The 17425-nt window shown below is 34.5% G+C and carries 17 protein-coding genes; 3 read left to right on the forward strand and 14 right to left on the reverse strand.

Features of this window, described 5'->3' with window-relative positions; genetic code table 11:
• Positions 1-93: 93 nt before the first annotated feature.
• The 7 genes from queA to rsgA form a co-directional block, all read right to left on the reverse strand.
• A complete protein-coding gene (gene queA, locus ACFEMA_RS03325) occupies positions 94-1143 on the reverse strand; it encodes a tRNA preQ1(34) S-adenosylmethionine ribosyltransferase-isomerase QueA (RefSeq protein ID WP_411766583.1) in 1050 nt (349 codons plus the stop codon).
• A gap of 74 nt (positions 1144-1217) precedes the next feature.
• Positions 1218-2447 (reverse strand): 3-phosphoshikimate 1-carboxyvinyltransferase, encoded by a 1230-nt coding sequence (locus tag ACFEMA_RS03330; protein ID WP_411766584.1) that lies wholly within the window; start codon positions 2445-2447, stop codon positions 1218-1220.
• Between the two features lie 36 nt (positions 2448-2483).
• Positions 2484-2810 (reverse strand): nucleotide pyrophosphohydrolase, encoded by a 327-nt coding sequence (locus tag ACFEMA_RS03335; protein ID WP_411766585.1) that lies wholly within the window; start codon positions 2808-2810, stop codon positions 2484-2486.
• A gap of 1 nt (position 2811) precedes the next feature.
• On the reverse strand, positions 2812-4833 hold the full coding sequence (locus ACFEMA_RS03340; protein WP_411766586.1) for a DUF3857 domain-containing protein: 2022 nt from the start codon (positions 4831-4833) through the stop codon (positions 2812-2814).
• Positions 4834-4856: 23 nt separating this feature from the next.
• The gene (locus ACFEMA_RS03345; RefSeq protein ID WP_411766587.1) at positions 4857-6761 is read right to left on the reverse strand and encodes a DUF3857 domain-containing protein; all 1905 of its coding nucleotides are present in this window, start codon (positions 6759-6761) and stop codon (positions 4857-4859) included.
• An 80-nt stretch (positions 6762-6841) separates the two neighbouring features.
• Entirely contained in the window at positions 6842-7294 is a 453-nt protein-coding gene (gene dtd, locus ACFEMA_RS03350; protein ID WP_411766588.1) for a D-aminoacyl-tRNA deacylase, read from the reverse strand.
• Positions 7291-8241, reverse strand: a complete 951-nt coding sequence (rsgA, locus tag ACFEMA_RS03355; RefSeq protein WP_411766589.1) for a ribosome small subunit-dependent GTPase A — start codon at positions 8239-8241, stop codon at positions 7291-7293. The genes dtd and rsgA overlap by 4 nt, the downstream gene beginning before the upstream one ends.
• 83 nt (positions 8242-8324) lie before the next feature.
• Here rsgA and ACFEMA_RS03360 point away from each other — a divergent pair, with 83 nt between their 5' ends.
• A complete protein-coding gene (locus ACFEMA_RS03360; RefSeq protein WP_411766590.1) occupies positions 8325-8774 on the forward strand; it encodes a hypothetical protein in 450 nt (149 codons plus the stop codon).
• A gap of 45 nt (positions 8775-8819) precedes the next feature.
• Here ACFEMA_RS03360 and ACFEMA_RS03365 read toward each other — a convergent pair whose 3' ends face one another.
• From ACFEMA_RS03365 to ACFEMA_RS03380, 4 genes are read right to left on the reverse strand one after another with little or no spacing between them, the layout of a single operon-like run.
• Positions 8820-9902 (reverse strand): chorismate mutase, encoded by a 1083-nt coding sequence (locus tag ACFEMA_RS03365; RefSeq protein ID WP_411766591.1) that lies wholly within the window; start codon positions 9900-9902, stop codon positions 8820-8822.
• Positions 9903-9923: 21 nt separating this feature from the next.
• Positions 9924-10775, reverse strand: a complete 852-nt coding sequence (locus ACFEMA_RS03370; protein WP_411766592.1) for a prephenate dehydrogenase — start codon at positions 10773-10775, stop codon at positions 9924-9926.
• Positions 10776-10777: 2 nt separating this feature from the next.
• Positions 10778-11923, reverse strand: a complete 1146-nt coding sequence (locus ACFEMA_RS03375; protein ID WP_411766593.1) for a pyridoxal phosphate-dependent aminotransferase — start codon at positions 11921-11923, stop codon at positions 10778-10780.
• Positions 11920-12744, reverse strand: a complete 825-nt coding sequence (locus ACFEMA_RS03380) for a prephenate dehydratase (protein WP_411766811.1) — start codon at positions 12742-12744, stop codon at positions 11920-11922. Before ACFEMA_RS03380 ends, ACFEMA_RS03375 begins: the two co-directional genes overlap by 4 nt.
• A gap of 280 nt (positions 12745-13024) precedes the next feature.
• On the opposite strand from ACFEMA_RS03380, the gene gldA reads away from it, so the two are divergent.
• On the forward strand, positions 13025-13918 hold the full coding sequence (gene gldA, locus ACFEMA_RS03385; protein ID WP_411766594.1) for a gliding motility-associated ABC transporter ATP-binding subunit GldA: 894 nt from the start codon (positions 13025-13027) through the stop codon (positions 13916-13918).
• A gap of 2 nt (positions 13919-13920) precedes the next feature.
• Positions 13921-14139, forward strand: coding sequence for a hypothetical protein (locus tag ACFEMA_RS03390; RefSeq protein ID WP_411766595.1), 219 nt, complete (start codon positions 13921-13923; stop codon positions 14137-14139).
• A gap of 7 nt (positions 14140-14146) precedes the next feature.
• Here ACFEMA_RS03390 and ACFEMA_RS03395 read toward each other — a convergent pair whose 3' ends face one another.
• The 3 genes from ACFEMA_RS03395 to metF all read right to left on the reverse strand — a co-directional run bounded on the left by ACFEMA_RS03395 (position 14147) and on the right by metF (position 17397).
• Entirely contained in the window at positions 14147-14893 is a 747-nt protein-coding gene (locus tag ACFEMA_RS03395) for a head GIN domain-containing protein (RefSeq protein WP_411766596.1), read from the reverse strand.
• Positions 14890-15975: an acyloxyacyl hydrolase gene (locus ACFEMA_RS03400; RefSeq protein ID WP_411766597.1), complete on the reverse strand. Its 1086-nt coding sequence runs from the start codon at positions 15973-15975 to the stop codon at positions 14890-14892. Before ACFEMA_RS03400 ends, ACFEMA_RS03395 begins: the two co-directional genes overlap by 4 nt.
• Before the next feature lie 465 nt (positions 15976-16440).
• The gene (gene metF / locus ACFEMA_RS03405; protein WP_411766598.1) at positions 16441-17397 is read right to left on the reverse strand and encodes a methylenetetrahydrofolate reductase [NAD(P)H]; all 957 of its coding nucleotides are present in this window, start codon (positions 17395-17397) and stop codon (positions 16441-16443) included.
• Between the last annotated feature and the right edge of the window lie 28 nt (positions 17398-17425).

Genomic DNA, 17425 nt, shown 5'->3' on the forward strand with positions numbered 1-17425 from the left:
AAAAATACTTAAAAGGTTGTTGAAGACCATAGTAATAAAAAAACCTCTTTCAATACTTATGAAAGAGGCTTAATTAAATAGTGTTATTTTATCTTAGATGATAAGCATGGCATCACCATAAGAATAAAACTTATACTTTTCTTTTACCGCCTCATCATAAGCTTTTTTGATAAAATCATGACCTGCAAAGGCAGAAACCATCATCAATAATGTTGATTTTGGTGTATGAAAATTAGTTATCATGCAATTCGCAATACTGAACTCATACGGTGGGAAAATAAATTTATTGGTCCATCCATCATAAGGGTTTAATGTTCCGCTTGAAGATACTGAACTCTCGATAGTCCTCATTGAGGTAGTACCAACAGCACAGACACGTTTTTTGTTAGCTTTACCATTGTTTACAATATTAGCAGCATGTTCTGTTATAACAATTTCTTCACTATCCATTTTATGTTTTGACAAATCTTCAACTTCAACCGGGTTGAACGTTCCTAATCCAACATGTAGAGTGACTTCAGCTGTCTGAATTCCTTTTATTTCTAAACGTTTTAGGAGATGTCTAGAGAAATGTAATCCTGCAGTTGGTGCTGCTACTGCTCCTTCATTTTTTGCATAAATAGTTTGGTAACGTTCTTGATCCGTCTCATCAACATCACGCTTTATATATTTTGGAAGCGGAGTTTCACCAAGTTGAGTTAATTTAGTTCTAAAATCCGAATACGACCCATCATAAAGAAAACGTAGTGTTCTCCCTCTTGATGTTGTATTGTCAATAACCTCAGCCACTAAAGTTTCATCCTCACCAAAATAGAGTTTGTTACCAATTCTTATTTTACGTGCTGGATCTACCAAAACGTCCCAAAGGCGCTGATCTTGATTTAACTCCCTCAATAAGAATACTTCGATACGCGCACCCGTTTTTTCCTTATTGCCATATAAGCGTGCAGGAAATACTTTTGTATTGTTTAAAATCATCACATCACCTTCATCAAAATAATCGATAATGTCCTTAAATAATTTGTGCTCAATGGTTTGCTTTTCTCTGTTAAGCACCATTAATCTTGCTTCATCCCTGTGGTCTGCAGGATATTCCGCCAATAATTCTTCTGGTAAATCGAATTGAAAGTGTGATAATTTCATATATGTTAATCTGATTTTTTTACGAAGTTGCAAATATACAACCTCAAGGTAGGCCTTGTCAAGTAATTACGTGTTTATTTAACCGTTATTCCTAATTTCTGAAGGTCAGTCCAAAAATCGGGATAACTTTTGGAAACCACATAAGCATCATTTATGCTAATGTCTCTTGTTAAAGCTAAAGGTGCAAATGCCAAAGCCATCCTATGATCTCTATATGTATCTATGGCAACATTAGGGGCAGGAGTTCCTGATTTTAAAACTTTTAAGGAGTTATCTGTTATTTCAATAGTTCCACCGAGTTTTTCCAATTCAGTTTTTAAGGCTACTAAGCGATCCGTTTCTTTAATCTTTAAAGTATGAAGCCCCGTTAAATGACAAGTTAAATCCAAACCATAGACCGTAACTGCAATTGTTTGTGCAATATCAGGAGCGTTAGAAAGGTCCAAATTGATAGGCTCTGCTTCACTAGAAATAGTTTCAGACTTACGCAGTATGATTTTGTTCTCTCCATATTCTGTTGTCACTCCAAACCTCTTATAAATGTTGGATAAAACAGAGTCGCCTTGAAGAGAATCTTCCTTATAGGCCGACAGTTGTATTTCTGTACCTAAATCACTCAGTGCAACAATGCTATAAAAATATGAAGCTGATGACCAATCAGATTCCACTACCATGCTTTGAGACTTGACTCCTGATATCTTAGGCATTACGGTGATTTTTTGGTCTGCGAACTTTGTTTCAATTTCGATTTGCTTCAACAATTGCAATGTCATGTTGATATAAGGGACGGAAGTTATTTTTCCATCTAAAGTTAACTCCAAACCGTTCTTTAATTTGGAAGCTATTAGTAGTAATGCAGAAATATATTGACTACTCACATTGGCTTTAAGTGTAGTACTACTTTTCGGTAATGGTCTTCCTTTTATCCTCAAAGGAGGAAAGCCTTCATTTTCTATGTATTCGATATCAGCACCTAGATCTCTTAAAGCATCTACCAAGATTGATATAGGTCGTTCTTTCATTCGGGAAGACCCTGTTAATATGGTGTTTCTTCCCTCTTGTATTGAAAAATAAGCGGTGAGAAAACGCATAGCAGTACCAGCATGATGAATATCGATCAACTCGTCATTAGAGCTTAGCGCCTTTTGCATTAACTGAGAATCGTCAGAGTTAGAAAGGTTTTCAATCTTTACTTCTGGATATAATGCCTTAAGCAGCAATAAGCGATTGGATTCGCTTTTAGATCCAGTAATTTGAATACTGTTTTTAGTCTTGATTTTTGACTTTAAAAGGTGGACTGTCATAATGAAGACAAACCTATAAATTTATGTAACAACAGCCTATTTTAATTTAGGATTATTGTGGTGACGATTATGGTCTCGTTTTGTTTTTTTATCCATCCGTTTATCAAAGGCATCTTGTAAGTCAACTCCAGTTTGATTTGCAAGGCAAAGAACAACAAATAACACATCAGCGAGCTCTTCTCCCAAATCTTTATCCTTATCGCTCTCTTTCTCGCTCTGTTCCCCATAACGTCGTGCAATGATGCGAGCAACTTCTCCAACTTCTTCTGTAAGTTGTGCCATATTGGTCAGCTCATTGAAATAACGCACACCATGTTCGTTAATCCAATTATCAACTATCTTTTGAGCGTTTTTTATGTTCATTTTAGGCTTTGGTTAACACTACTTGTTCATTTTGTTTTTTAATCATATTTTCAAAAAACGCTTTAAACACTCCGTAGTCTAATGGGTCTATTAATGATGTGTTAATATCTAGCGCTATATTAAATTGAAGGTATTTCCCATTGACTTTACTTACATAACTGAATGTTGCTGCTCCATTTTTAAATTCCATAATTTCACTTTCTGGCATAGTCTCTACTTTATAGTTTTCAGGAAGCATTATATTAACGGTATACTTATCCTGTATTGGCACGACAAAGTCAATAGGGTACTTTCTTTCTTCTAATTTAAAGGGGCTTTCATCTTGAGTAAGAAAAAATAGGGGAGAAAAATACAAGTTATCCCCTATATCATCTACAACACCACTTGCAGTATAACTATAGGAGTATTGATATGGTTTAGAAATATCTCTGGCATTTGTAACTTCTAGTTCTGTAATTTCTATATCCCCTTTTCCTTTTTCTAAATTTTTGATATGCTCTTCAGAATCCATAGAAGCATAACGTGTTCTATAATTTAAAGCAGATTGATCGGTTATACTTTTTCTAATTTTTCCGTCAACAGAAAAATCATCATTAATTTTTACATTTAAAAATGTAGATTCTGCTGATTGATTAGAAGGCCTTAAGGAGACCCATGATGATGATCCGTTATCTTTTATAACTCTACCTTGCCAATTTAAAATTCTTGTTGGTAGTACGTTAGCCGTGCTATAAACTTCTGATGCGTCAAGAAGTATATAACCATCTTGATTTTCAACCATACAAATAACATAATTAAAGCCTTTTCTAGTAGGGAATAAAGGAATACCATTATTTTTTGTACTTACCAATACAGGGTTTGCTTCAATTCCCTGTGACCTTAACATCGCTATTAAGGTAAGATTAATATCTGCCACATTTCCTTCTCCCTCCTTATAGGACTTACGAACTCCATTAAATGCAGAGTACCCATAAAAGCCATTCCATTTAATCTTTGATTTTATAAATTCTTGTAATACAATTGCTTTTTGATATGGATTTGTGATACCATCAACTAGTGGGGCAATATCCTCTTTAAAAAAGTTCGATTTATTGAGTTGATTTCCAAAATCACTATCGTTATAAATAGTTTTTGAAACATCCTCCCAATTATACGAATAGGATTCTCTTATACCTCCGTACTGATTAAGAATTGCCTTAAGCTCAAAGCTAAGTTTTGATCTATAATTATTAATATTACCTGCATAAGCTTCAGGTTTTAATGAAGGAATATCCTCTTCGTTTGCTGTAAGTATTTTATCCTCATATTCCAAAACTCCACCGGATGAGCTCCTGTCGTTTCTCATACCAGCATTGACGTAGTCGGTTTTTCCTGAAATTGAAATTTTACTTTGTTTTTTAGACGGTTTTAATTCTGGAAGATAATCTGCCTTTAAATTATAGGTTGTATTATAAACATAATACTCTGGAGAGGATATACTGAAATCAAATTTGTTAATAGGGATGTCGTACTGAAAAATTACATCATCAATATCTAAAAAGGGAGATATAACCTTATAGCTATATTCAATAATTGATCCATCCTGTATATTAGGCATTGTAATAGTTGTAATCTTTGAGTAATCGTTGTAATCTTCCTCAAATATCCCATCATTTTTTAATCTGTCTTTGACGACCTTACCTTTTTCAATATTATAAGTGGCTCCTTTTAATGAATTTACACTTTCACTTTTACCGCCACCACCGTCATAAAGGATTATCTTTTTTGTAGACCAGTCATAGCCCTCTTTATTATAAATTTTAATTCTCTCATGGACTTCTTTGGTCTGGACAAATCCTTTCGATTCATTGTACAAAAAATATATATTCTCATTTCTATATAAAACCGCTGCGTTAGCTGAGGAATCAATTGAGTGTATTGTCTCATTTAAATCTTCTTCAGATATTTTCCCAAATTTAAAATCTTGGGAGTATGTGTTATTAATAATTAGTAGCCCAATTGCTAGGAAAATGATTTTTCTCATAATTAATATTATAGATGATTAGCTTATTTTGATATTAATACAATTTTTGATTTATCAGCTTTTACTATTCTTTTCATAAAATCCCTAAACTTTTTATAATCTTCTTTTGTATAGTTCCCTTTATTCATAATAAAAGTACGGGAATATTTTAATTGGTTGTTATTCGTTTTTTCAATGCTAAAACTATATGTTCCAAACTTAGTTTCAAAACTATCATTGTCAGTCATTGCTTCTACTGACATTCCTTCTGGTAACAGAAAAATGAATTCATCTACATCTTTGTATCCACGTTGCACTTTAAAATCTAAATAGCGCTTGTCATATCTTGCCGGAAGTTGCGAAACCACATTAAATAAGTTTGGTTGTAAAATTAACCGACTGCCTGTTTTTGAAGCGTAATTTGCTGCAGAAACATTTAGACTCTCCGTATATAGAATTTTATCCTTGTTATTGTCTTGGCTTATGGAGTTTATAGTTAAGTTGTTGATGTTGTCCCAATAGTTTTTATAATATAATTCTTGATCTCGCAGTGGCTTAGTTTCTATGCCTTCATGTATTCCGTATTGATAACCTGTAGATTTTACAGAGACGTCTGCTTTAAATCCACCTGTTTCATCAAGTACTATTTTTGCTGTAGTAATTTGTTGACTATCCTCTGGTGAGTAAACTTTAGTATGTACTATTTTTCCTCCTTCTGGTGTTACCAAAAGTACATCTCTATCATCAGTAAAACCAGCTGTGAAACCAAATGGATTGGTTTGGCTTGTACACTCCAAAAAGACATTATCATTATCATCTGGCACACATAAAATAACATGGTTTCCCTCAGTAACAGAAAATTCTCTGTCAATGTTCTTTATGTTTCTATCACCCCAAACCACAGTGTAATAGGAAGGCACATCAACCACTTCTAGCAAAGCCTTTGTATAGTTTGTAAGACCCTTACAATCCCCATATCCTAAACGATCTACCTCATCCGCAAACATGGGTTTCCAACCTCCGATACCTACTTGAACACTGATATATCGAGTTTTATTCTGCATATAATCATAGACTATCTTAGCTCTCTCCATTTTATCGTCCACACCATTAGTTAGTGCTCTAACATCATCGATTGCCGATTGAGGCAAGTCGTCAGTACCTGTTATTAATTTATCATACATCCATTTCCCAAAATCTTCCCAATTATTATTAATACCATCAACTCCTTCCATATCAAATTGAGTCAAAGCAGACTTAAAGCATGGGGTTAAAGTTGAAAGATTGGGGCTGTATTCTTCGGGCTTAATACCTTTTAGTTTCTTTGCTACAAAATGGTTAGAACCAAGACTTTCAATAGCATAGTTGTCAAAATTCTCTTTTTTGGTCCTTACCTCTACACTTGAGTTATTAATCAGTTGATATTCTGAATACTGAACTGCTACGTAATAATCATCTATAGGTCTCCATTGCGGAATAAATGCAGTACTTCTTAGCTCCACTTCAGAATAATATTCTATTGTAAAAGGATATTTTAAAGGGGTATAGTCGAGATACTTTACTCGATTATCAGAATATAATGTTCCACCACTAACTGCACTTTGATCAATAAAATCCCTAGACTTGATTTTCTTTATTTCTTCACCTGCAGCATCATATATATGCGCTTCCAACTCCTTTATCTTTGTATTATCATCGTAAAATTCATAAGCATTATGGTCTCCTATACCATACTTATTGAAAATAGTAACTATCCGTTTAGTGGTAACGTACATTTTATTGTACGCCTCGATTTCAACAGTTTGTTTCTCGTAACGAACGACAGAATTTGCTCGCTTTGTTAGTTCTGAAGGTGTCAATAACGCGATGTAAACGTCATCAGACTGTGCAAAGGAATGGGACTGGAAAGCTATTAAAAGCAATAGAATTCCACTAAAAGCTCTTAGCATTAATGTATGGATTTCATTAGTATAGGGAGAGTGAATATAGAAAACACACTACATATAATGAAAAAAAAATTAAGAAAATTTTAGGTTTTGTTCTTAGAGTCAATAATAATAGTCACTGGCCCATCATTAACTAATGAGACTTTCATGTCTGCTCCAAACTCACCTGTCTGAACATTTTTTCCAAGGCTTTTTTGAAGGCCTACAATGAAGTCATTATATAACGGAATTGCAACTTCTGGTTTTGCAGCTTTAATATAACTCGGACGATTTCCTTTTTTTGTGCTTGCGTGAAGCGTAAATTGGCTTACTAGAATAACATCACCTTCAACATCCTGAATGGATAAGTTCATTAGCCCCTCAGTATCAGAAAAAATACGTAATCCAACAATCTTTCTGCATAGCCAATCAATATCGTCTTGTCCATCAGTATCTTCAATACCTAATAAAATAAGAAACCCAATACCGATATCAGCTACTTTTTTTGAATCAATAGTTACTGAAGCTTCAGAAACACGCTGTATAACTACTTTCATTCCAAATCCCAATTATCTGTTCTGTAATGCTCATCTTCACCTTCCAAAATTTGAAGATAACTTCTATATCTCGAATAAGACACTTCATCATTTTCCAAAGCCTCCTTAACAGCACATTTAGGCTCTTTTAGATGAAGACAGTTATTAAATTTACAATCTTGTTTTAACTCAAAGAATTCCGGAAAATAATCCCCCACTTCCTCTCGCTCCATATCCACAACACCAAATCCTTTAATCCCTGGAGTGTCGATGATCTTAGCATCGAAACTGAGATCAAACATTTCAGCAAATGTTGTGGTGTGCTGCCCTTGACTATGTTGAACAGAAATCTCTTTGGTTTTTAAGTCTAGACTTGGCTCAATAGCATTTACCAAAGTAGATTTACCAACACCAGAGTGCCCTGCAAACATATTGACCTTATGTTCCATTAAAGCCTTTACCTTATCAATATTCTTGCCTGTTTTAGCTGAAATACCTATACACTCGTATCCAATTTTTCTGTAGATACTTGCTAAATATTTTACTTCCATTAACGTCTCTTCAGTATAAGTATCTACTTTATTGAATAATAGGATAGTTTTAACCGAATAAGCTTCTGCGGTTACCAAAAAACGATCAATAAAACTCGTAAATGTCGGTGGGTTATCTAGCGTTATCAATAAAAATACTTGGTCGATATTGGCTGCAATGACATGGGTTTGTTTGGATAAATTAACCGATTTCCGAACAATATAATTTCTACGTTCTTCAATGCGTTTTATAACACCTGTTTCAGTATCGTTTTTAGTCTCAACATCGAACTGTACTCTGTCGCCTACCGCAATTGGATTGGTGCTTTTAATACCTTTAATTCTGAATTTCCCTTTAATTCGGCATTCGTAGAATTTACCGTTGTCTGTTTTAACGGTGTACCAACTTCCTGTTGATTTGTATACGGTTCCTATCATATATTATTTGTACGAAGCAAAATAACAATTTTTAAAATTATAATTTTCTTATATTCGATATATAATTCTAAACCTATCCTTCAATGAAAAAATTATTACTCCTATGCTTCTTAGGGTTAGCAACAACTATTGATGTTTATTCTCAGGTTGAATACAAGGTTATCACAAGTGTAGAATCTATTGTTCCTAGCGGGTTAGGTCGGTCTCGACTCATATCTGCTGTTGATGAGCGTAACTATGAAGATTTTACAACAGAACAAACAGAAGACGATAATTCTAGAAACAAATCTAGTCGAAAAGATATTCGAGTAAAAGATTTTGAAGAAACTAAGCTATTAAACTTCTATAATATTGGAGGAATAAGATTTCAAAATATCGCCGCAAATGATGCAGTAGTCGGATCAAAAATTAATGCTATGATTGAAGAAGGTTGGGAATTGGCTTTTGTGACCAGTGCCGTAGAAAGTGATTCTGGCAAAGATGATGGTCAAGGTATTTTTATTACTCGATACATTTTTAAGCGGAACAAATAAATCATTAAAAAAAGAAGGCTCGCAAATTGCGAGCCTTTTTATTATCTAAGCATTAATAATCTTCTCTTGATGATTAATAGATTCTTGGTGAATCGCCTTAAACACCCTTAAAATAAATTCTTCGCTAAGATTTTTCTCATCTCCTTGAAGAATCATTTTGCCTAAAATCTCATTCCAACGTTTTGTTTGCAGAATCGCAACGTTATGATCTTTCTTTAACTTTCCTATATCATCAGCAACAGTCATACGTTTACCCATAATATCAATGAGTTGATGATCAATCACGTCAATCTGTGTTCTAAGCGTATTGATTCTATTTTTAAACTCTGTTGCTTCACCAACTTCCTTCCTGATTTTTAGGTCTTCCATAAATTGGATAAGCGTATTAGGTGTAATTTGCTGTGCAGCATCACTCCACGCATTATCAGGATCGTGATGTGTTTCAACCATCAGTCCATCATAATTAAGATCTAATGCTGTTTGGCATAAATCGAAAATAATATCGCGTCGGCCAGCAATATGAGACGGATCTAATATTAACGGCAAATCTGGAAAACGGTTCTGGAGATCCACAGCCAATTGCCATTCTGGATTATTTCTATATCGTGTTTTTTCGTAAGTCGAAAACCCTCTATGAATAACACCTAGGTTCTTAATATCCTGAGTGTAAAAACGTTCAACTGCTCCTAACCATAAAGATAAATCTGGGTTTACAGGGTTTTTAATAAGTACAGTCTTATCTGTACCTTTTAAAGCTTCAGCTATATCTTGAACAATAAATGGGCTCACCGTAGTACGTGCTCCGATCCAAAGAATATCAACATCGTGCTTTAGTGCCAAATCTACATGGTTGGCATTAGCCACTTCAGTGGTCGTTAGCATACCTGTTTCTTGCTTCGCTTTTTGAAGCCATTTTAATCCCAAAGCTCCCACACCTTCAAAATTACCAGGGCGTGTTCTTGGTTTCCAAATACCTGCTCTTAAAACAGTCGCATCACTATCTTTTAATTGGTGTGCTATTTTTAATACTTGCGCTTCAGTTTCCGCACTACATGGTCCAGCTATGACCAATGGATGGTCTAATCCAAAATTATCTAGCCAGTTTCTTAATTCTTTTTTATTTTCCATTTCAATTTAGTTTCTAAATTTTTATTGTATTCCGTTTAAAATGTCTTTTATATGATTTGTGGTTTCCATCTCATCAAAAACAGCTTCAAAATCATCATTCTCCATAAGACTTTTAAAGTGTTTTAAATTCTGAATATATTCTTCTAGAGTTTCAATGACATTCGATTTATTTTGTTTGAATATCGGTGTCCACATGGCTGGTGAACTCTTTGCTAAACGCACCGTACTTTCAAAACCACTGCCTGCCATATCAAAAATATCTCGTTCATTTTTCTCCTTCTCAATGACTGTTTTACCAAGCATAAAAGAACTAATGTGTGACAAATGTGAAACGTAAGCAATGTGCTTGTCGTGCGCCTTCGGATTCATATACCTAATACGCATTCCTATATCAGAAAACAACTTCAATGCTTTTTCTTGAAGCTTAAAAGCAGTCTCTTCTACCTCACAAATAATATTCGTTTTGTTTTTATACAGTTCATTAATGGCTGCTTTGGGTCCTGAAAATTCAGTACCTGCGATAGGGTGTGCTGCTAAAAAATTCCGGCGTTTTGGATGCTCCTTTACCGCTAAACAAATATCTTCCTTAATTGAACCCGCATCAACAACAACCGTTTTATCTGAGACCTCATCCAATATTTTTGGCAATAACTCTATTGTGGCATCCACAGGAATAGCAATCCAAACTAAATCGGCATTATTGAGGTCTTTTATTTCTGCTTTATGGTCAATAATCCCTAATTCTATAGCTTCATCTAAATGGGTCTCATTAGTGTCAATACCATAAATGACAGAGCTAGGTATTGTCTTTTTTACGTCCAAGGCAAAACTTCCACCAATCAATCCAACTCCTATGATATAAATATTCTTCATTCTTATTTTACTCTTGCTATTGCTTCATTAATAACATCCGTTTCCGCACACAGTGAAAAACGAACGTATCCTTCTCCCTGACTTCCAAAAACAGTCCCTGGAGTAATAAACAAACTGTGCTCCTTTAAAACAAGATCGGTGAATTCTTCAGATTTTAAATGAGGAGGTAATTTTGCCCAAACAAACAGACCTGACGAACTATTGTCGTAAGTACAATTGAGTGCTTCTGCTAATTCCCATATCAATTTTCGACGTTGCTCATAGACATTTTTTAAACTCATAAACCACATTTTAGAACTTTTTAAAGCTTCAATTGCTCCTTTCTGAATGCCATAAAACATACCCGAATCCATATTGCTTTTCACCTTTAAAACAGCCGAAATATGATCAAAATGCCCTAAGACCATGCCTACTCGCCAACCTGCCATATTAAATGTTTTACTAATAGAATTGAGCTCTAGACAAACATCCTTAGCATTTCTATATCTTAAAATACTTTTTGGATGGTCGTTAAGGATAAAACTGTATGGATTATCATTTACGATTAAAATGTTGTGTCGTTTCCCAAAAGCTATAACACTATCATAAAACTTATTAGAGGCATTGGCTCCAGTTGGCATATGCGGATAATTGACCCACATAATTTTCACCTTCTCAAGGTCCATACGCTCAAGAGCAATAAAATCTGGCTCCCACTGCGTCTCTTCAGAAAGATTGTAATAAACTGTTTCAGCTTCTAATAAATTAGCAACAGCAGCATAGGTTGGATAGCCTGGGTTTGGTACTAAAACTTGGTCTCCCTTATTTAAAAATGCCATCGAAATGTGCATTATACCCTCCTTGCTTCCCATTAAAGGCAAAACCTCTGTCTGGGCACTTAGATTGACATCGAAATGTGTTTTGTAAAAGTCTGTAATTGCAGCTCTCAATTCAGGCAATCCTTGATAGCTTTGATATCTATGCGCCCCTTCATCCTCTAAACTTTGCTCTAAAGCCACAGATGCTTTTATCGGTGGTGCCAAATCTGGACTTCCAATACCCAAATTAATGATGGGTTTACCTTGGGATATTAAAAATGCTACTTCCTTTAACTTTTTAGAAAAGTAGTATTCTTCAACGTTCTTTAGTCGGTCAGCTACTTCTATCATAATCGTGCATTTTTATATTCGCCCAAAACTTTAAAATTCTCTGCCATGAGTTGTAAAATGGACTTTGCTTTTTCAAAATGTTCATACCCTTCAAACGTCACATCTACGAAAAATGAATATTTCCATGGCGTTTCAATTATAGGTAGGGATTGAATCTTTGTTAGGTTCAGTTTACAGTCGCTCATCACATTCAAAACAGTCGCTAAACTACCACGTTTAGAGCTTAATTCAAATTTTAAAGACGCTTTATCTATGCTGTCTTTATGGTTTTCATCCTTTTGTTTCTTTACGATAACAAAACGAGTTTCGTTATGTTTTATGGTTTGGATACTTTCTGCCAATAGTGACAAACCAAAAATTTCAGCAGCCGATTTACTCGCTATTGCAGCTATACCCTTTAATTGCTCATCGGAAATCAGTTTAGCAACATCAGCAGTATCCTTTGCCTCTACTAACTTGATATGAGGGTAATCTTTAAAAAACTGTTTGCATTGTAGCAAGGCCATAGGGTGCGAATGCACTTCTTTTATATCTTCAATACTCTGGCCAGAAAGTGCCATTAAATTATGTTGAATATCTAAATAATATTCCCCTTTGATGTGAAGGTTATGCGTATCAATCAATGCATAATTAGGGATAATAGAGCCTGCAATTGAGTTTTCAATGGCCATAACCGCCGTATCCGTTTTTCCATTCAAAAGGCTATCCACTAAAGTATCAAAGGTGAGGCACTCTAAAACCCCCATCGATGCATCATAGTGTTGCGCCACTATGTAGTGAAACGACCCTTTTATTCCCTGTATGGCTACCAAATTATTCATCATAAAAAAAGTCCCGATAAATTTCGAGACTTTTAAATTTTATAGTTTAACTATAACACACTAAGCCTCGTTCCTTTTGCTAAAAAAGAAATAAAACCAGTTAAAATATGTTACAGTATTAGACATTTTGTTACTAAATGAATGGCTAAAGTAACCAATTAATCGAAAAAACAAAATCTATAGTTTGCTTTTTTCTAGTTATATAGAAAGTTTTAAAGAATTCTTAGATGCAGGTACTTTAAATTATATAATAGTTATTTTTGAATAAACAGAATTGCGTATGTCTATAGAGGTTAGCAACATCACAAAAATATACGGTCAGCAAAAGGCCTTGAATGATGTGTCTTTTAAAATCAATAATCCTGAAATTGTAGGTTTCTTGGGCCCAAATGGTGCTGGTAAATCTACCATGATGAAAATTTTAACGACATATTTGGAAGCATCAGAAGGCAAGGCAAATGTCAATAGTTACGATGTTTTAAATTCTAAAAAAGAAGTACAAAAGTCTGTTGGTTATCTACCCGAAGACAATTCTCTATATACAGATTTATACGTTAAGGAATATTTGGGTTTTAATGCCAATGTCTATGGCGTTAAAAAAGAAAGAATACAAGACGTTATAGCGTTGACAGGGCTTACTCCTGAGGCTCATAAAAAAATTGGACAATTGTCTAAGGGCTATCGACAGCGTGTAGGCTTAGCCAATGCCTTACTCCATAACCCCGAAGTTTTAATATTGGACGAGCCAACCACGGGACTAGACCCCAACCAACTGGTTGACATAAGACGGTTGATTCGCACAATCGGAAAAGAAAAAACGGTTTTTCTGTCCACACATATTATGCAAGAGGTTGAAGCCATGTGCGATCGCGTCATTATTATTAATAAGGGGGAAGTTGTTGCTGATAAATATCTTGAAGATCTTAGAAAAGGGCAAGAACAAGTCGTCGTTGTAGAATTCGATTACCGGGTGGAAGATGCTTTTTTATTGAAGCTACCTAAAGTAAAAAGCGTTACAAATCCTCATGGTTTTATTTACGAAATTACGTTTTCTACCAGTGAAGATATGCGTTCTCACGTCTTTGACTTTGCACATGATAATAAATTGAAAATCCTTCAACTCAATCAAAAAAATGCGAGTTTAGAAAGCTTGTTTCGAGAATTGACAAGTTAAATATGGCTTTTGGTGAAGTAGTTATTGAAATTTTTGGTAGGCTTTTTATTGAAGCATTGCCTCCTTTATTTAAAAGAATCGGTGCTAGAGCAAAATGGTTGTTTTATTTGGGCAAAAAGGATTATAAATTAATTTTAAAACAAAATTGGAATCACACATTAGGAACTCTAATTTTTATAGGGGCCTTTCTATTATCTATTTACCTCTGTTTTAGTTTATAAACTAAATTTAATCAAAAATAAGTCGTCCCGTATATAACTCTTCGATATCAACTGTAGGTGGTTGATTTTTAGAAATCAGATTCCCTGTACCACGCAAAACACCCGTTAATGATAATTGGGGATTGACGACCATATCATTAGATCCACGATGAGATATGCTGACATTATCCGCAATAAGATTTTCTCCTTCAAAACGGCCAGTGCCCGCAAAGAAGCCAACGAATAAATCTCTTGTTCTTCCTGATAAATAAAAGAAAGAAATGTTGTTTGAAACAATTCTTAAGTTTTCTGAATCCACATTTAATCTAAAATCCCCAACAGTGAATTCTGTTTCTTCAGTAAAGTCTTCGGATATAAGATCTAAATCTGGATAGTTTAATACACCATCCGAGGAAATATCATATTGTGTCGAGGTTCTTATCTCCGTTAAATTCGGGGCAAAAACAAACACTTTTGTTATCCCAAAATCACGGACGTAATTACAAGTGTTGTTATCCGTAAGCACTAATTGATTACCAATAACTTCAGCTTTTACATCGGATAATAAATTTTCGCCTGTTTCAATGACAACAGCGTAGTCATCAGCTTGCTTTATGATCAGTTCAATATCTCTATTGACTAAAATACGGTCAAAATCAGGTACTAAAATTTCTTGTTGAATTATAGTTCCAGCAGTTTGGAAGCAGTCAGGCACGTTCTCACCACTACATCCTAACAATAGTGTTATCACTACTAAACATAACGTTTGTTTCATAATCGTACTCCTATTCCAAATTCAACAGCTTCTGCTTTCGCTCCGTGTGATTTTAAGGTCAATGCTCCAAAAAACTTATCAGCAAAGTAATACTTTAACCCAACCCTAAAATACGTCCTTCCTTCAAAGTCATACGGATAGTACACATAATACCCCAATTGAGTCACTACAGATAATTTATTGATAAATAATTCGTGCCCAGCAAAAACCCCTACACGCTTATAATCTTCATCACCTGATACATTTTCTTCAGGAAATGCAACAGATTTATAATAGATCAATTCCTTTAAAAAATTAGAAAAAAACACATCTGCCCCAAATTGAATAGCACTTTTATGGCTTAATCGTTTATCAGCATAGCCCGAAATAATATAAAACGCGTATTGACCACTACCCACAATATCACTTTCGTTAATACCAGTCCTAAAGGCCAAATTATATTTTATCGATTCTGTAAATTTTGAATCTTCATATCCCATATATTCAGAATCTTCATCATCCAAGGCATAGGTCAACCCTAAGTTGAAAGCCACTGTGTTAATACTAGTATTTGGCGCCTTTACATTGGCATTGGAATAATGCACCAAAGTCAAACCGCCTTGCAAACCAACACGATTAAATAACCGGTCTTGTTTATAATTAAGCATGGCATAAGTGCTACTTAAAATACGAGTCCCGAAAGCTATATTTTTAGAATTTTCTATCTTATCGTAAGGATTAGATGTGTGCGCCAAGCCTTGCCCTATACGCAACATTAACTTTCTGTTTAAGAAATAGAAATTAAAATGGCCATAAACTCCAATATTTTTTCCAAGATTGTCATTTCTTAAATTTTGAAATATTATCGAGCCACCATAATCAGGATAATTGTAACGTGCCTCCCAAGGGTCATTACCAAAGGTTTTTTTGTTATAGCTGAAAATAACACCTTCTGGATGCCCAGCGATAAGATGTAAAATATCATTATTATGAAGGGCGATATTTCCTGAAAAATAATCTAGACCAAAATAAGAATCACTAGATTTTTCTTGAGCAATCAATAATGTTGGGAATATAATAAAGATGCAAAGAAGCCTTTTCACTTTTTTATTTTGAAAGGCAAATGTAATGATAAATTGCAATTCAATAATTGCCTTTTTGCCTGTCGTCTTAGACAAGAAGTGTAGCAACTAATGATAAGGCAGTTAATACAAGAATTTGAAGAACAAATCTTAATTCTGTCTTATGTTTTTTAATACGTTTCATACTATTTGAGGGCTTTAAATTTTAATACAAAGAACAGCATAAAAGATTACTAATCTGTTAAGCAAATACCAATAAATTATTATTTACTTACCTGTTTCACATTTTGAGAGTGAAAATTAGTTTCACCGTCAGTTCGAGTGATTTTTGTCCCGAAAGATTTCGGGGCAAAAATCGTATCGAGAACTAATTTATGAGTAAAAAATTCCTCTTCTCGATACAAATTTTCCTCATTTCAATCGAAAAATCCACTCGAAGTGACGAATTGAGTAAAAATGTACAGCGAGTTAAACCACTATCGATTACTAAAACACTTCATTTGCGATTTGCTTTATATTATCGCTCTTCCCCATTGAGTAGTAATGTAATACCGGAATTCCGGCCTTCTGCAACTCCTTAGATTGTTCAATACACCATTCTACACCAACTTGCCTTACTTGGCTGTTATCTTTACACTTAATAATTTCTAACACTAAATCCTCTGGCAAATCCACACTAAAACGGTACGGAATCATATTAAGGTGCTTCTTGGTCGCAATAGGTTTTAACCCTGGGATAATCGGAACAGTAATACCTTCGGACCTGCACTTATCCACAAAATCAAAATATTTTTTATTGTCAAAAAACATCTGTGTCACTATATAATCCGCTCCGTTTTTTATTTTCTTCTTTAGGAAGTGGATATCGCTATCTAAACTTGGTGCTTCCATGTGCTTTTCTGGATACGCACCAACTCCAATGCAAAAATCTGTTGGTGAGGAATTTAAGAGTTCATCATCTAAATAAACTCCTTTATTTAAACTCGAAATTTGGGTCACCAATTCAGACGCATAACTGTGCCCCTCTTTTTCGGGAGTAAAATAGGTTTCTGTTTTAATAGCATCCCCGCGTAGGGCTACCACATTATCAATACCCAAAAAATCGAGATCGATTAAAAAGTTCTCGGTATCTTCTTTTGTAAAACCACCACATAAAATATGCGGTATGGCATCCACTTCATAGCGATTTTGAATAGCTGCACAGATACCAACCGTCCCCGGACGTTTTTTTACCACTTGCTTTTTTAATAAGCCATCTCCAAGATTTTTATAAATATATTCCTCACGGTGGTAAGTCACATCAATAAATGGAGGCTCAAACTCCATTAATGGATCTATATTATTGAATATTGAGGTTATATTTTGACCTTTTAATGGCGGTAATATTTCAAATGAAAATTGTGTTTTTCCGTTTGCCTTATTTATATGTTCTGTTACTTTCATCCTATGCCTGCGAAAGCAGGTATCTTTT

Source organism: Winogradskyella sp. A3E31 (assembly GCF_046720935.1).
GTDB lineage: Bacteria > Bacteroidota > Bacteroidia > Flavobacteriales > Flavobacteriaceae > Winogradskyella.

Excerpts from the sequence above, each read along its gene's own strand:
- ACFEMA_RS03360 (WP_411766590.1), top strand. The coding sequence starts at position 8,325 with ATGAAAAAATTATTACTCCTATGCTTCTTAGGGTTAGCAACAACTATT.
- ACFEMA_RS03345 (WP_411766587.1), bottom strand. The coding sequence starts at position 6,761 with ATGCTAAGAGCTTTTAGTGGAATTCTATTGCTTTTAATAGCTTTCCAG.
- gldA (WP_411766594.1), top strand. The coding sequence starts at position 13,025 with ATGTCTATAGAGGTTAGCAACATCACAAAAATATACGGTCAGCAAAAG.
- metF (WP_411766598.1), bottom strand. The coding sequence starts at position 17,397 with ATGAAAGTAACAGAACATATAAATAAGGCAAACGGAAAAACACAATTT.
- ACFEMA_RS03330 (WP_411766584.1), bottom strand. The coding sequence starts at position 2,447 with ATGACAGTCCACCTTTTAAAGTCAAAAATCAAGACTAAAAACAGTATT.
- ACFEMA_RS03340 (WP_411766586.1), bottom strand. The coding sequence starts at position 4,833 with ATGAGAAAAATCATTTTCCTAGCAATTGGGCTACTAATTATTAATAAC.
- ACFEMA_RS03335 (WP_411766585.1), bottom strand. The coding sequence starts at position 2,810 with ATGAACATAAAAAACGCTCAAAAGATAGTTGATAATTGGATTAACGAA.
- ACFEMA_RS03395 (WP_411766596.1), bottom strand. The coding sequence starts at position 14,893 with ATGAAACAAACGTTATGTTTAGTAGTGATAACACTATTGTTAGGATGT.
- ACFEMA_RS03390 (WP_411766595.1), top strand. The coding sequence starts at position 13,921 with ATGGCTTTTGGTGAAGTAGTTATTGAAATTTTTGGTAGGCTTTTTATT.
- ACFEMA_RS03365 (WP_411766591.1), bottom strand. The coding sequence starts at position 9,902 with ATGGAAAATAAAAAAGAATTAAGAAACTGGCTAGATAATTTTGGATTA.
- queA (WP_411766583.1), bottom strand. The coding sequence starts at position 1,143 with ATGAAATTATCACACTTTCAATTCGATTTACCAGAAGAATTATTGGCG.
- ACFEMA_RS03380 (WP_411766811.1), bottom strand. The coding sequence starts at position 12,744 with ATGAATAATTTGGTAGCCATACAGGGAATAAAAGGGTCGTTTCACTAC.
- ACFEMA_RS03370 (WP_411766592.1), bottom strand. The coding sequence starts at position 10,775 with ATGAAGAATATTTATATCATAGGAGTTGGATTGATTGGTGGAAGTTTT.
- dtd (WP_411766588.1), bottom strand. The coding sequence starts at position 7,294 with ATGAAAGTAGTTATACAGCGTGTTTCTGAAGCTTCAGTAACTATTGAT.
- ACFEMA_RS03375 (WP_411766593.1), bottom strand. The coding sequence starts at position 11,923 with ATGATAGAAGTAGCTGACCGACTAAAGAACGTTGAAGAATACTACTTT.
- rsgA (WP_411766589.1), bottom strand. The coding sequence starts at position 8,241 with ATGATAGGAACCGTATACAAATCAACAGGAAGTTGGTACACCGTTAAA.